The organism is Pseudomonas jinjuensis, assembly GCF_900103845.1.
Lineage (GTDB): Bacteria > Pseudomonadota > Gammaproteobacteria > Pseudomonadales > Pseudomonadaceae > Pseudomonas > Pseudomonas jinjuensis.
This window is the reverse complement of record NZ_FNIJ01000001.1, coordinates 308,686-322,432: the sequence shown is the minus strand read 5'-3', so window position 1 is coordinate 322,432 and position 13,747 is coordinate 308,686. Positions and strand designations below refer to the sequence as shown.

Annotated in this window: 12 protein-coding genes; 8 read left to right on the top strand and 4 right to left on the bottom strand. The window is 65.1% G+C overall.

Features of this window, described 5'->3' with window-relative positions:
- The first annotated feature begins 140 nt into the window (after positions 1-140).
- Both BLR75_RS01510 and BLR75_RS01505 read left to right on the top strand, forming a co-directional pair.
- The gene (locus BLR75_RS01510; RefSeq protein ID WP_084310346.1) at positions 141-2,144 is read left to right on the top strand and encodes a sensor domain-containing diguanylate cyclase; all 2,004 of its coding nucleotides are present in this window, start codon (positions 141-143) and stop codon (positions 2,142-2,144) included.
- A gap of 305 nt (positions 2,145-2,449) precedes the next feature.
- Positions 2,450-3,739, top strand: a complete 1,290-nt coding sequence (locus tag BLR75_RS01505) for an OprD family porin (RefSeq protein WP_084310347.1) — start codon at positions 2,450-2,452, stop codon at positions 3,737-3,739.
- A 426-nt stretch (positions 3,740-4,165) separates the two neighbouring features.
- Here BLR75_RS01505 and BLR75_RS01500 read toward each other — a convergent pair whose 3' ends face one another.
- Positions 4,166-5,116, bottom strand: a complete 951-nt coding sequence (locus BLR75_RS01500) for a phospholipase D family protein (RefSeq protein WP_084310348.1) — start codon at positions 5,114-5,116, stop codon at positions 4,166-4,168.
- 342 nt (positions 5,117-5,458) lie between these two features.
- Between BLR75_RS01500 and BLR75_RS01495 the strand changes: the two genes are divergently transcribed.
- A complete protein-coding gene (locus tag BLR75_RS01495) occupies positions 5,459-7,048 on the top strand; it encodes an ABC-F family ATPase (protein ID WP_084310349.1) in 1,590 nt (529 codons plus the stop codon).
- A gap of 122 nt (positions 7,049-7,170) precedes the next feature.
- Here BLR75_RS01495 and BLR75_RS01490 read toward each other — a convergent pair whose 3' ends face one another.
- Entirely contained in the window at positions 7,171-7,779 is a 609-nt protein-coding gene (locus BLR75_RS01490; protein WP_084310350.1) for an FMN-dependent NADH-azoreductase, read from the bottom strand.
- 107 nt (positions 7,780-7,886) lie between these two features.
- Here BLR75_RS01490 and BLR75_RS01485 point away from each other — a divergent pair, with 107 nt between their 5' ends.
- Complete coding sequence (locus BLR75_RS01485) at positions 7,887-8,792, top strand: LysR substrate-binding domain-containing protein (RefSeq protein ID WP_084310351.1); 906 nt, start codon at positions 7,887-7,889, stop codon at positions 8,790-8,792.
- On the opposite strand, the gene BLR75_RS01480 is transcribed toward BLR75_RS01485, so the two are convergent.
- The gene (locus tag BLR75_RS01480) at positions 8,787-9,491 is read right to left on the bottom strand and encodes a DUF1294 domain-containing protein (RefSeq protein WP_084310352.1); all 705 of its coding nucleotides are present in this window, start codon (positions 9,489-9,491) and stop codon (positions 8,787-8,789) included. The two genes, BLR75_RS01485 and BLR75_RS01480, sit on opposite strands and share 6 nt — an antisense overlap.
- Before the next feature lie 20 nt (positions 9,492-9,511).
- Positions 9,512-10,342 carry an undecaprenyl-diphosphate phosphatase gene (locus tag BLR75_RS01475; protein ID WP_084310353.1) on the bottom strand — a complete coding sequence of 277 codons (831 nt, stop codon included), beginning with the start codon at positions 10,340-10,342 and terminating at the stop codon, positions 9,512-9,514.
- Between the two features lie 568 nt (positions 10,343-10,910).
- Here BLR75_RS01475 and BLR75_RS01470 point away from each other — a divergent pair.
- The 4 genes from BLR75_RS01470 to BLR75_RS01455 all read left to right on the top strand — a co-directional run bounded on the left by BLR75_RS01470 (position 10,911) and on the right by BLR75_RS01455 (position 13,726).
- Complete coding sequence (locus tag BLR75_RS01470) at positions 10,911-11,363, top strand: hypothetical protein (protein ID WP_090415973.1); 453 nt, start codon at positions 10,911-10,913, stop codon at positions 11,361-11,363.
- A gap of 1 nt (position 11,364) precedes the next feature.
- Positions 11,365-11,937, top strand: a complete 573-nt coding sequence (locus tag BLR75_RS01465) for an adhesin (protein ID WP_084310354.1) — start codon at positions 11,365-11,367, stop codon at positions 11,935-11,937.
- 100 nt (positions 11,938-12,037) lie between these two features.
- A complete protein-coding gene (locus tag BLR75_RS01460) occupies positions 12,038-12,970 on the top strand; it encodes a heme utilization protein (protein WP_342741682.1) in 933 nt (310 codons plus the stop codon).
- Between the two features lie 72 nt (positions 12,971-13,042).
- Entirely contained in the window at positions 13,043-13,726 is a 684-nt protein-coding gene (locus BLR75_RS01455; RefSeq protein ID WP_084310356.1) for a C39 family peptidase, read from the top strand.
- Positions 13,727-13,747 lie beyond the last annotated feature (21 nt).

Genomic DNA, 13,747 nt, shown 5'->3' with positions numbered 1-13,747 from the left:
GAAAAAGCCTGCTTCAGGTCAAGGGGGTTCCTCGTTCGAAAGTGTGAAAATCATCACATTCCAACGATAAGCCTGCCCTGACTCCCGGCGAACTCCGGGGCGTCCCGGCCTCATTCAAAGCCGTACAAGGAGCCCCTCCCTTGAGCCTTCGTAAGCGGCTGTTCTGTCTTGCCGCCCCCCTCATCTTCATGACGCTGCTGCTGGCCTACGTACTGGCCCAGACCGAGCTGCTGACCCGCTTCGACGCCTACGAACAGGAGCAACTGGAGGGCGAGGCCAACAGCCTCGCCCTCCAGCTCGACAGCTTCATCAGCCGCAGCCTCGACGTGCTGCGCGTCTCCGCCTGGTCGGACCCGCTCTACGACTCCATCCGTATCGGCCATGGCAACGAGGTCACCCACCCCAACCTGGATATCGACTCGGTGCGGAACCAGGACTTCAACTTCCTGCTGTTCTTCGACAACCAGGGGAAGATCCTCGGCGAGCAATGGATCATGCCTGACCGCCTCGAGCTGCGCCGCGGCGCCACCCAGCCCACGCGGGACGAGCTGCGCGGCTCCGTTCTCAGTCACGCGGAGGACCTCGGCCTGCTGCAACCGCATGCCAGCCCTCGCCATTCCACCGCACAGATGCTGCTGATCAAGGGCGTTCCGACCGTGCTGGTGAGCAGCCCGATCAGCAATAGCGCGGGCACCGCCACGCCGGCGGGCAATGCGATAGCCGGCCGCTTCCTCGGCCTGCATCGCCAGGCGCTGCTCAAGCGCTTCATCGGCGGCGACCTGCGCTTCCTGCCGCCGGGCGGCGAAGAGCTGAACTGGTCGCTGATTCCGGGGCACATGTACCTGCGCAACACCAATTTCCATGTGGCTCCCCGCCAGCTCGACGAACATCAGCAGCAGGAAATCGACCTGCGCATGCTCAACAGCCAGGGCGAGCCGGAAATGCGCCTGCGGATCATCCAGCCGCGGTATTTCTACGTGAAAGGCAAGGAGGCGATCGGTTTCTTCCTCATGCTGACGACGCTGACCGGCGTGGTCGCGCTGGCGCTGGGCTACCTCGGCCTGGAATTCTGGGTGCTGCGCCGCGTGCAGAAGCTGAACCGCGAAATCGCCAGCATCGGCCCCGACTCACCGCTGCCGCACCTGAGCGGTGACGGCGACGACGAGATCGGCCAGCTGACCGGCGAGCTCAACGGCATGCTCGAACGCCTGGCGCGCAGCGAGGACCGCGGGCAGGCGGTGCTCGACTCGATCAGCGACGGCTACCTCGAAATCGACATGTTCGACCGGATCAGCAAGGCGAACCGGGCGCTGTACGGCATGCTCGGATATACCCCGAACAGGCTGATCGGCCATCCCTTCAGCGCCCTGTTCGAGCCCCAGGAAGGTCACCCCGAACCGATGCGGCTACGCCAGATCCTGCTGGAGCGGCACCAGCTGTCCTTCCGCACGCCGCTGAAGTGCCACAATGGCAACCTGCGCTGGTTCGAGGCGTCCTTCTCGGTGATCCTCGGCAAGGGCGGCAAGGGAGTCGCCGGCTTTCGCGGCATCCTGCGCGACATCAGCGAGCAGATGGCCTACCAGAGCCAGTTGCTGGACATGGCCTACCGCGACGCGCTCACCGGCCTGGGCAACCGCAAGGCCTTCCAGGAACAGCTGGAGGCCCACCTGAACCGGCCGGCCGAGGAGTCGGAGGTGACCGCGCTGCTGTTCATCGACCTCGATCACTTCAAGGATGTCAACGACCGCCACGGTCACGATGTCGGCGACCAGTTGCTCATCACCGTGGCCAGCCGCCTGCGTGGCAGCCTGCGCCAGCCCGACCTGTCGTTCCGCCTGGGCGGCGACGAGTTCACCGTGCTGCTGCACAGCTCCGACCAGCACCAGGCCATGGCGCTGGGCGAACGGCTGCTGAAGGCCCTCGGCGAACCCTATGCCCTCGGCGATCTCCTCATCGACGTGATCTCCCCGAGCATCGGCATCGCCCTCTATCCGCTGCACGCGAACACTGCGGATACCCTGCTCAAGGCCGCCGACAGCGCCATGTACCGGGCCAAGCGCCGGCGCAACTGCTGCTGCCTGTACGATGCGGAAGTGGATGCCGCGGCGGACAAGGCCGCGGCGGAACCGGCCGCCACCTCCTGACTTCCACGTCGCGCGGCGCGGGCGATCCTGCGCGCCCTGCGCGTCGCGCGCGCTCTCCGGCCGGCAGCACCTTTACCGATATGCCGGCATCGACTCCTGGGAGTTTTCTGCTTTTCCGGAGAGACTCCTGGAAATCGCCATCCTTCTGATATGATCCTGCCCCCTCAGGGGCCAGCGATCCGCCCCGAGCAATTCCAATAACTCCAACAATCGGCATGCGACGCCAGAACCTGCGCAGGAGCGCGGGACCGGAAAGCTTTTTCCAGCGTGGCCACTGCTCGAACCAATGATTAGGAAATAACAAGATGTTGAACAAACGGATGAGCCTGCTCGCACTGAGCATCCTCGCTACCCAGGCCATGGCCGACGACCAGTCCAGCGCCAAGGGCTTCGTCGAGGACAGCCACCTGGATCTGTTCCTGCGCAACGGCTACATGTACCGCGACTTCAAGCACGGCAACGAAGACAAGTCCGAGTGGGGCCAGGCGGCGACCGCCACCTTCACTTCCGGTTTCACCCCGGGCACCGTGGGTGTCGGCCTGGACGTCTTCGGCATGTACGCCGTGCGTCTGGACGGCGGCCAGGGCCGCAGCGGCGCCGCCGGCATCGACTTCTTCAAGCAGGGTGACAGCGGCCACGCCGCCGACGACCTGTCCCGTGGCGGCGCCGCGATCAAGGCGCGCATCTCCAACACCGTGATCAAGATCGGCGATCAGATGCCCGCCCTGCCGGTGCTGAGCTACGACAACTCGCGCCTGCTGCCGGAAAGCTTCAACGGCACCCTGGTCACCTCCAGGGAAATCGAAGGCCTGGAGCTGAACGTCGGCCGCTTCACCCAGGAAGTCCGCAAGAGCGCCACGGGTTCCGACAGCGGCCACCTGAAGCGCATCGACGTCTACGGCGGCAGCTACAAGTTCACCGACGACTTCAGCGCCTCGCTCTACGCTTCCGACAACGAAGACGTGGCGAAGAAGCAGTACGTCAACCTGAACTACGTCGTGCCGCTGCAGGAGAAGCAGTCGCTGACCTTCGACTTCAACGGCTACAAGACCAAGCTGGATAGCGACTTCGCCGACCAGTTCTACGGTGGCAACCGCGACAACACCATCTGGAGCCTGGCCGCGACCTACGCGATCGACGCCCACTCCTTCATGCTCGCCCATCAGCGCAGCACCGGCGATACCGGCTACAACTACGGCTTCTACCAGGAAGTCGACGGCGTCCCGACTGGCGCCCTGGGCGACGGCGGCACCACCATCTGGCTGGCCAACTCCTACTGGTCGGACTTCAACGCCGAGGACGAGCGCTCCTGGCAGGTCAGCTACGCCATCGACTTCGGTGCCTACGGCATTCCGGGCCTGAGCTACCGCGTGGCCTACGTGCGCGGCGACAACATCAGGACCGCCGACACCAGCGACGGCACCGAGCGCGAGATCTTCAACCAGCTGCAATACGTGGTTCAGGAAGGTCCGGCGAAGAACCTGTCCCTGCGCCTGCGCGGCTCGTGGGTGCGCGTCTCCAACGACGCCAGCGCCTACAACTCGGACGGCAACGAAGTCCGCGCCTTCGTCGAGTACCCCATCAGCATCTTCTGATGCGCTGAGGTTCGCGAGCCGAGCGAAGAAAAACGCCCCGGGGCTTCGGCTCCGGGGCGTTTTTCATTGGGGAAGGATTTCCTGATCGCTCCCATGCCGGGAGAGCCACCTACGGCAAGACTTTCCGTAGGAGCGGGCCATGCCCGCGACAATCGCTGGCACCGCCGACCTGTCGCGGGCATGGCCCGCTCCTACAACATCATCGCGTGTTTATTGGATCCCCGCGTTCGCGGGGAAGACAGTGCGTAGGGTGGATCACGCTCCACCGATCCACCACGGCCGCGCAGGCGGCCCCGCAATGGTGGATGGAAGAGCGCCATCCACCCTACGTTTCGCTGATCCCCTACGTCCAACCGCTGTTTCAGTACACCTGGGTAAACCTGTAGGAGCGGGCCATGCCCGCGGAATTCCGCCGCAGCCGATTCGTCAGTGAATCATCCGCGCGATATCGGAGCGGGTGATGGCGGTCCGGCATTCCTCGTACCAGTGCGGAATCGCATCGCGCAGCCGCTCGCGGGCGTCGTCCAGCTTGAACGGCTGGGTGTAGCGCGTCTTGCGGTAGGCATAGATGTAGTAGGTGCCGTTGCGATAGAGGATGCGGTCGAAGGTGTAGAAGGCGATGTGCGAGCCGTTGCAGCGGGCGGTCAGCACCACGTCGCCTTCCTCGTACGGCAGCGCCCCTTCGGCGCATTCGTAGGTGAAGAACTCGCGGACGTCGTCCCAGGCCACGCCGTCGCTGCTGGAGCGCAGGTGGTTGCGCGCCTCGTCCTCGGACTGTTCGGAGTGGTCGCTGTACCAGATGAACAGCGGAATGCTCTGGTTGGTCTCGTCGGCCAGCCAGCTCTCGCCGTCCAGGTACTGCGCGCTGCGCGCCAGCCCGGCCTGCATGCGCAGGTGCACCTGGCGGTAGGCGTCCAGTTCGTCGTCGAAGCGCTGCGACTCGACGCACGGCAGCACGCCCTCGGTCGTCTTCAGCGCGGCGATCTTGGCCTGGTAGTCGGCGTACAGGCCGGCGTTCTCCACCAGCACGCAGGTATCGCGGCTCAGGCTGAGGCCCACTTCGGTGAAGTTGGCGGAGCCGACTATGACCACGTCCGGCTCGATCAGGACCAGCTTCCAGTTGACGCTGGCCTGGTAGCGGAAATCCACCGACAGCGTGAGGCCGGCATCCGCCTGGCGCAGGCAGTGCTCGATGAAGTCCGGCGAGGTGAAGGAATTGACGGTGCCGACCAGCATGTCCAGCCGGTTGCCATTGGCGAGAAGTGTATCGACCAGCGACTCGGTGTCGCTGGCAAAGCCTGAGACGATGGTGATGTTCTTTCCGCTCACCTGCTCCAGGTACCGCTTCAGATCATTACGCTCATCCAGAATTTTCATGCTGTCTCCCCAGAAATTGCAGGCGAAGGATTCTGAAGCAGGTCATTGAAGGCTTTCAACTGCAATCATTGTCGCCGGGGAGCGGCGGCATTAATCCCTGAAAATCCTCACAACGGGAAGAAAAAGCCCGGCACGCCAGCGGATTTCGCCCGAGCGGCCGCCTCTCGCCCGCACAGCAGAGAACGCTGGAGTCCTGCTATAATCGCCGCCTTTTTACACCCGCGCATTTTCCCCCGCCTCCCATTCCGGCTCCGACCGGGGCGAACTGGAACAGCACAGTATTGGTATCGAATCGGTATCCGCCGAAATTGGTGCCTCATAAGTCATTGATAGGTAAAGCACTTGATCTCCACCGCAAACATCACCATGCAATTCGGCGCCAAGCCGCTGTTCGAAAACGTCTCCGTCAAGTTCGGCAACGGCAACCGCTACGGCCTGATCGGCGCCAACGGCTGCGGCAAGTCGACCTTCATGAAGATCCTCGGCGGCGAGCTGGAGCCCTCCGGCGGCCAGGTGATGGTGGAGAACGGCGCGCGCCTGGGCAAGCTGCGCCAGGACCAGTTCGCCTATGAAGACTTCTCGGTGATCGACACCGTGATCATGGGCCACGAGGAACTGTGGAGCGTCAAGGCCGAACGCGACCGCATCTACTCCCTGCCGGAGATGAGCGAGGAAGACGGCATGGCCGTGGCCGAGCTGGAGGTGCAGTTCGCCGAGTTCGACGGCTATACCGCCGAGTCCCGCGCCGGCGAGCTGCTGCTCGGCCTGGGCATTCCGCTGGACCAGCATTTCGGCCCGATGAGCTCCGTCGCCCCGGGCTGGAAGCTGCGCGTGCTGCTGGCCCAGGCGCTGTTCTCCGATCCGGACGTGCTGCTCCTCGACGAACCGACCAACCACCTGGACATCAACACCATCCGCTGGCTGGAATCGGTGCTCACGGCGCGCAACAGCACCATGATCATCATTTCCCACGACCGCCACTTCCTGAACAGCGTGTGCACGCACATGGCGGACCTGGACTACGGCGAGCTGCGCCTGTTCCCGGGCAACTACGACGAATACATGACCGCCGCCGAACAGGCCCGCGAACGCCTGCTGTCGGACAACGCCAAGAAGAAGGCGCAGATCGCCGAACTGCAGCAGTTCGTCAGCCGCTTCTCGGCCAACGCCTCCAAGGCCAAGCAGGCCACCAGCCGCGCCCGGCAGATCGACAAGATCCAGCTGGAAGAGGTCAAGCCGTCCAGCCGCGTCAGCCCGTTCATCCGCTTCGAGCAGTACAAGAAGCTGCACCGCCAGGCGGTGACGCTGGAGAAGGTGAGCAACGGCTACGACGGCAGTCCGCTGTTCAAGAACCTCAGCATGCAGGTGGAAGCCGGCGAGCGCATCGCCATCATCGGCCCCAACGGCATCGGCAAGACCACCCTGCTGCGCACCCTGGTCGGCGAAATGGCGCCCACCGCGGGTGACATTAAGTGGACCGACAGCGCGGACGTGGGCTACTTCGCCCAGGACCACGCCGAAGACTTCGAAGAAGACTACAGCCTGTTCGACTGGATGGCCCAGTGGACCCAGGGCGGCGAGCAGCTGGTGCGCGGCACCCTCGGCCGCATGCTGTTCTCCAACGACGAAATCAAGAAGTCGGTGAAGGTGATTTCCGGTGGCGAACAGGGTCGCATGCTGTTCGGCAAGCTGATCCTGAAGAAGCCCAACGTGCTGGTGATGGACGAGCCGACCAACCACCTGGACATGGAATCCATCGAGGCGCTCAACCTGGCGCTGGAGAACTACCCGGGCACGCTGATCTTCGTCAGCCACGACCGCGAGTTCGTCTCCTCCCTCGCCACCCGCATCATCGAGCTGGGCGAGAACGGCGTGACCGACTTCAGCGGCAGCTATGACGACTACCTGCGCAGCCAGGGCGTGATCGTCTGACCGAGACCGCCTTGTCGTTCCCACGCTCCTGCGTGGGAACCATGAGTCCAGCCCTTCCCTGACCTGTATGAATGCAAAAAAGCCGCCCCTCGAAAGGGGCGGCTTTTTCGTTTCCGGCCGGATCAGGCCGCGGCGAACTGTGCCGCGATGCCCTGGCGGGCGGCGCCGATGGCCTGCTGGCGCGGATCCTCGCCGTAGGCCAGGCCCTGGGCGCGTACCACTTCGATGTCGGTGATGCCAACGAAGCCGAGCACCAGCTTCAGGTAGTCCTCGTGGGCCGCCCCGCTCGGCTCGCCGGCATGCAGGCCGCCGGCGGTGGAGACGATGATCACCTTCTTGCCGCCGGCCAGTCCGACCGGGCCGGTCTCGGTGTAGCGGAAGGTCTTGCCGGCCACGGCGATGCGGTCGATCCAGGCCTTCAGCTGGGTGGGAACGGTGAAGTTGTACATCGGCGCGCCAATGACGATGGCGTCGGCGGCGAGGAATTCCTCGATGGTGCTCTCGCCCAGCTCCGCCTCGTGCTTCTGCGCAGCGTCGCGCAGCTCGGCCGGGGTGCCGGCGGCGACCAGGCTGGCGGACGACAGGTGGCTGATGGCGTCGGCGGCGAGATCGCGGTAGGTCACCTGGATGCCCGGCTCGGCGGCGCGCCAGGCATCGACGACTTCGCGGCTCAGTTGGCGCGAGGCGGAGGCGTCGCCGAGGATGCTGGAATCGATGTGCAGAAGTTTCATGCTGAGCTCCGAGTGGGTTGCTTGATGGGACGAGAGGCTACCGGCGTAGTCAATCAGCGATAAGTCGGTAAAAATGCGATGCATCGTCCCACCAGCAGGACAATCCCATGCAGGACCTCAACGATCTCTATTACTTCGCCAAGGTGGTGGAAGCCGGCGGGTTCGCCGCTGCCGGGCGTGTGCTGGGGCTGCCGAAGTCGCGCCTGTCGCGACGCGTGGCGGAGCTGGAGGAGCGCCTGAAGGTGCGCCTGCTGCAGCGCACCACGCGCAAGCTGGCGCTGACCGATATCGGCGAACGCTACTACCGGCATTGCCAGGCGATGCTGGTGGAAGCGGAAATGGCCGACGAGGTGGCCGCCCAGCTGAGCGCCGAACCGCGCGGGCGGGTCCGGCTGTCCAGCCCGATCGGCCTCGCCGAGACCTGGCTCAACGACATGCTGCCGGGCTTCCTCGTCCGCTATCCGCAGATCAACCTGGAACTGCTGCTGACCAATCGCCGCGTCGACCTGGTCAACGAAGGCGTCGACGTGGCGCTGCGCGTGCGCGCCCCGGATGACGAGGATCCCTCGCTGATCAGCCGGCGCCTGCGCCCGGCCAGATCGGTACTGGTGGCGTCGCCGGAGCTGTTGCGCGGCGTGCACCTGGAACAGCCGGCGGACCTGGCCGCCCTGCCGATACTCGGCGCCCTGGAGAACGACCGCCGGGTGCACCTGAGCCTGCGCGGGCCGGACGGAATCGTCCGCGAAGCGGCGCTGGAAGCGCGGCTGGCGGTGGAGGACTTCAACCTGCGCAAGAACGCCGCCCTGGCCGGTCTGGGCGTGACCCAGTTGCCCCACTACTACTGCGAGACGGAGCTGGCCGAAGGCCGGCTGGCGAGGGTGCTGCCGGAATGGAGCTTCGCGGACGCCTACCTGCAGGCCGTCTATCCGCATCGCCGCGGGCTGCTGCCGGCGGTGCGCGCCCTGCTCGACTTCCTCGTCGAGGAGTTCGGCCGCAGCCAGACGCCGCTATGAGCCGAGCGGGATGCCGAGCGAGCCGCCGGCCCAGCCGAGCAGCCGGCCACCGCTGAGCCAGTCGACCCAGGCCAGCTGATGCAGGGCGACGATGCCCCAGAACAGCGCCTGGTAGGACAGCTTGCGCGTCTTGTGGCGCAGCGCGCGCTGGGCCAGCAGCGCGCCCGGCCAGCCGCCGAGCAGTTCGAGCAGGTGCAGGGTCTGCTCCGGCGTGCGCCAGGCGCCCTGCTCTGCGCTGCGCTTGTCGCGCCAGTAGGCGAGGAAGGCGGCGGCGCTGAGCAGCGGATAGAGCGCCGGCAGCCACCAGGCATGCCCTTCGGCGAGCCAGACCGCCATCCCGGCCAGCGGCAGCGCCAGCAGCACGGCCAGCAACGGCAGGCTGCGGGCAAGCGACGGCTGGCTGCGCGGCGCGGCCAGGCGCCGCCCCTCGCGGACCTTCTCGCGGGTGACCGGGGCAGTCGGCTTGCGGCGGATCTGCGGCCGGTCGACCGCCAGCCCGGCCAGCCGCGCATGTTCAGCGCGCGGCCGTCCCTGTTTGTCGGTTCCCGCCACGAAGCACACCTGATCACCGCTCACTGGCCGGCGATCGCCGCGAAATGCCGAGATATGCAGGAAGACTTCCGCGCCGCCGGCCTGCGGGCGGATGAAGCCGAAGCCCTTGTCATCGTCCCAGCGGCTGATGACCCCGTCGCGTTCCACGGCGGACTCCTGCGAGCGATTCAATGCTGGGCCGTGCTCCAGTCGATGAGGTGGAACTGCCAGGTGGCCAGGATCATCACGCCGAAGGCGATGCGATACCAGGCGAAGGCCGCGTAGCTGTGGTTGGCGATGAACTTCAGCAGGCCGCGCACGGCGATCATGGCGAAGATGAAGGAAGTCACGAAGCCGACGGCGAACACCGGCAGGTCATCGGGCTGGAACAGGTCGCGGTACTTGTAGCCGGAGTAGACCGCGGCGCCGACCATGGTCGGCATCGCCAGGAAGAAGGAAAACTCGGTGGCCGCCTTGCGCGACAGGCCGAACAGCAGGCCGCCGATGATGGTGGCGCCGGACCGCGAGGTGCCGGGAATCAGCGCCAGGCACTGGGCGCAGCCGACCTTGAGGGCGTCCTTCCAGGTCATGTCGTCGACGTGTTCGGCGCGGATGACGTGCGTGCGCCGCTCGGCCCAGAGCATGACCAGTCCGCCCACCACCAGCGCGGCGGCCACGGTGACCGGGTTGAACAGGTAGTGGTGGATCACGTCGGCGAAGGCGACGCCGAGCACCACCGCCGGGAAGAAGGCGATCAGCAGGTTGGCGGTGAAGCGCTGCGCCGGCCGCTGGCTCGGCAGGCCGAGGATGATCTCGATGATCTTGCCGCGGAACTCCCAGACCACCGCGAGGATGGCGGCCAGCTGGATGATGATGTTGAAAGCCTGCGCACGTTCGCCGACGAAGCCCAGCAGATCGGCGACGATGATCTGGTGACCAGTGCTGGATATCGGCAGGAATTCGGTCAGCCCCTCGACCACTCCCAGAATGAAGGCCTGGAAGGCGCTCCACAGTTCCATACAACTTTCCCCCGCGCGGACAGCTCCGCTTTCTCGTTCGAAAAGACCGCGTTCCGCCGCTTCCCACGGCGCACGAAACGCATGACAAAGGCCGGCAATGCTACTGCATCGACCGGCTCCCGGCGCGAATGTCGTGAAATTTTCTCCTGCGCGGCACGGCCACGGGCAGGCACGGGACGGAACCTGACCACTCGATCAAGGCATTGCGATATCACGAAGCCAGCTTTTCGCTGCCGATTCCCGCCGTCAGACGCCCGATCGTATCGCCGCTGAAACAATCCGCCTCACTGCAGGCCGCGGAATCCGCGAGAACACCCGACTTTCGCGGGAAGTTGTAACACCGGCGAGACAAATGATGGCAACCACGGCTCGAGCCCGCTGTTTCCGCGGCTTCCCTTCGATTCCGGCGATGCGGGCCGGCGTATCACAGATGCAACACAAATCTCCCAAACCTCTACATGATGTTTTTCCAAGCAATTGATCAGAAAGGGAAAAGCCAATCAGGCACAGGTTCTGCTCTATCCGGGTATCGCTGCATAGGGCACAGCGCACCACAGGAACCGCCATCATGGGGATCATCGACTACCGCACCATCGGCCTGCTCGCCGCCTTCACCTGCATGGCCGGCATTCCGATGCACTCGGCCGCGGAGGATCGCGGCGGCGAGATCGTCGTCCATAGAGAGGTCCAGCCTCGCATCGCCACCCGTCCGACCATGGTGCCCGATCCCAATCCGGTCACCGTCAACGCCAACCGCTCCGACGACGTCACCCGGCTGACCGGGGAGCTGAGCGACACCGACTACGCCAACGTCACCAGCGGCTCCAGCCTGCAACGGCAGATCATGCCCGGCGGCCATCTGCTCGGCATGGACAACAGCGCCACCCAGGGCCTGAGCGGCAACAACGGGCTGGGCGCCCAGGGTGGATCGACCAGCGGAAGCGGCATCTCGAACACCGTCAACCGCGGCCTCCAGCAGGGCCTCGCGCCCCTGCGCATCCTGACTGGCGGGAGCCGCTGACATGGACGCCAGGCTGCTGCTTCTCGCCCTTCTCTGCAGCGCCGCCGCCCATGCCGGGGGGCCGGCCGTCATCAACAGCTCGACCATCGACAATTCCGGCGCCGGCTACCAGGGCAACTTCGGCCTCAACCAGGCCGCCGGCGACCAGCAGCAGCAGGCCAACACCCGCGCCATCGCCATCGGCGCCAATGGCCAGGCCAGCGCCCAGGTCCGCCAGCGGGTGGTGACCAGCGCCGCCCGGGACATGGCGGCCAGGGCGGTCATCGGCGGCGACTCGTTTTCCAGCGGCGATGGCGCACTGGGGGTGAACCAGAGCGCCGGGGCCGGCAACCAGCAGGTGAATGTCATGCGGATCAGCGTCGGCGCCGGTCCGCAGAGTGTCGACGACAGCGTGCTCTCGCAGCAGAACGTGACGCTGTCGCAAAGCTCCGGTTCGGGGAATGGCGCCATCGGCAGCCGGGAGGTCGGTATCAGCGACCAGGCATTTGCCGGCAGCCGCGGCGTCGTCCAGCTGAACCAGAGTGCCGGGGTGGGGAATCGTATGGGCAACACCCTGAGCATCCGGGTCGAATGACCCCAAGAACCAGAAACACTAAGCACGCTAACAGGCAAGGAGATACACCATGAAACCATCAATGGCTCTCAAGCCTCTGGTTTTCGCTGTAGCAGCGGTCATGGCTGTAGCTGTACAAGCGAACGATCGGAATGATCGTCACGACCGGCATGATCGCGGTCATGGTCACGAGCATCACCAGAAACGGCCGCCGTACGATCCGCACACGGACCCGCGGATCTTCGCCGGCGCAGTGGCGACCCTCGAGGACAGCCAGAACAATACCGATAACTTCGTGATCAACCAGGCGACGGAAAACGACGCGGAGGTAACCGACTCGCTGAACGATGTGGAAGGCAACGCCGGGCTGAACGTCGCTGCCGGCGACATGAACCAGCAGGACAACGAGACCGCACTGGCCAGCTCCGACGCAGAATGGATCTTCGGCGGAGCCTATGCATCCACCAGCGCCAACCAGTACCAGACCGGCAATACCGCGCTGAACTTCTCCACCACCAACACCGCCAACCTGGACGGTTCCGCCAACGACTCGTCCGGCAACATCGGCGTGAACGTTGCGGCCGGCGACTTCAACCAGCAGAAAAACATGATGGCCGCCGCGGTATCCAGCGGTCGCTTCGCCATCGCCGAAGGACCGGTCGATCAGGACACCACCGGCAACGTCGTGGCCAACACCGCAGTGCCCGAGTTCGACAAGGTGACCCTGCGCAGCGAGTTCAAGGCGCACGGCAAGTACGAAGGCAAGGGCTATGGCGTCGTGGTGGACGATGGCAAGAAAGGCTATGGCCGCCACAGCAAGCCTGACCTCGACCCGATGTTCTTCCACGAAGAGGGCGATGTGTACCTGAGCGGCTATGCCACTCACCAGGTGCTGGTGTTCAGCGGCTGGACGGCTCCTGTGATCAACACCGCCACCGTCAACAACTCGCTGAACGGTGCACAGGGTAACGTCGGCGCCAACGTCGCCGCTGGCGTGGGCAACCAGCAGGCCAACTCGCTGACCATCGCTGCCGGCTGCCAGACCTGCCTGTAAGCGATAGCAGCGCGATCGGGAGGCTCCGGCAACGGAGCCTCCTTCCCCAGAGCCGATACAGGCGTCACGATCATGCGCACGTCCGCCCTCCTGCTGCTCGCCCTCCTCTCCTCCGGCGTCACCGAGGCCGCACGAATGCCCGTCGCCGCGCTGCCCGGCGGAGGGCTGGCCTACAAGCAGGTCGAGAGCATCCGCGAGCGGCGCTTCGCCAATCTGGTCGAACAGAAAACCGACTTCAGCTGCGGCGCGGCCTCCATGGCGACCATCCTGCGCCAGGCCTACCAGCTGGACGTCGATGAAGAATTCGTCATCAAGGGCATGCTGGTGCGGGCCGATCCGGACCTGGTCCGGACCATGGGCTTCTCCATGCTCGACATGAAGCACTATGCCGAAGCCATCGGCATGCGCGCCCGCGGCTACCGGATACAACCCTCCGCGCTGGAGAGGATCCGCATCCCGGTGATCGTCCTGCTGGATATCCGCGGCTACAAGCATTTCGTCGTGCTGCAGCGCACCCGGAACAACTACGTGTACATCGGCGACCCGGTCCTGGGTCACAAGCGCTACACCATCGACGACTTCGTCAAGGGCTGGAACGGCATCGTCTTCGCCGTGATCGGCCCCGGCTACGACAAGACCAACGCTCTTCTCTCGCCCCCCGAACCGCTCACCGCCCGGGACCGGCTGGATGCCTTCCAGCCGGTGAGGGATGCCGAACTGATGGAGTTCGGTTTCATCCAGAGCGACTTCTTCTAGGGCAAGGAAAAGAATCCGGGA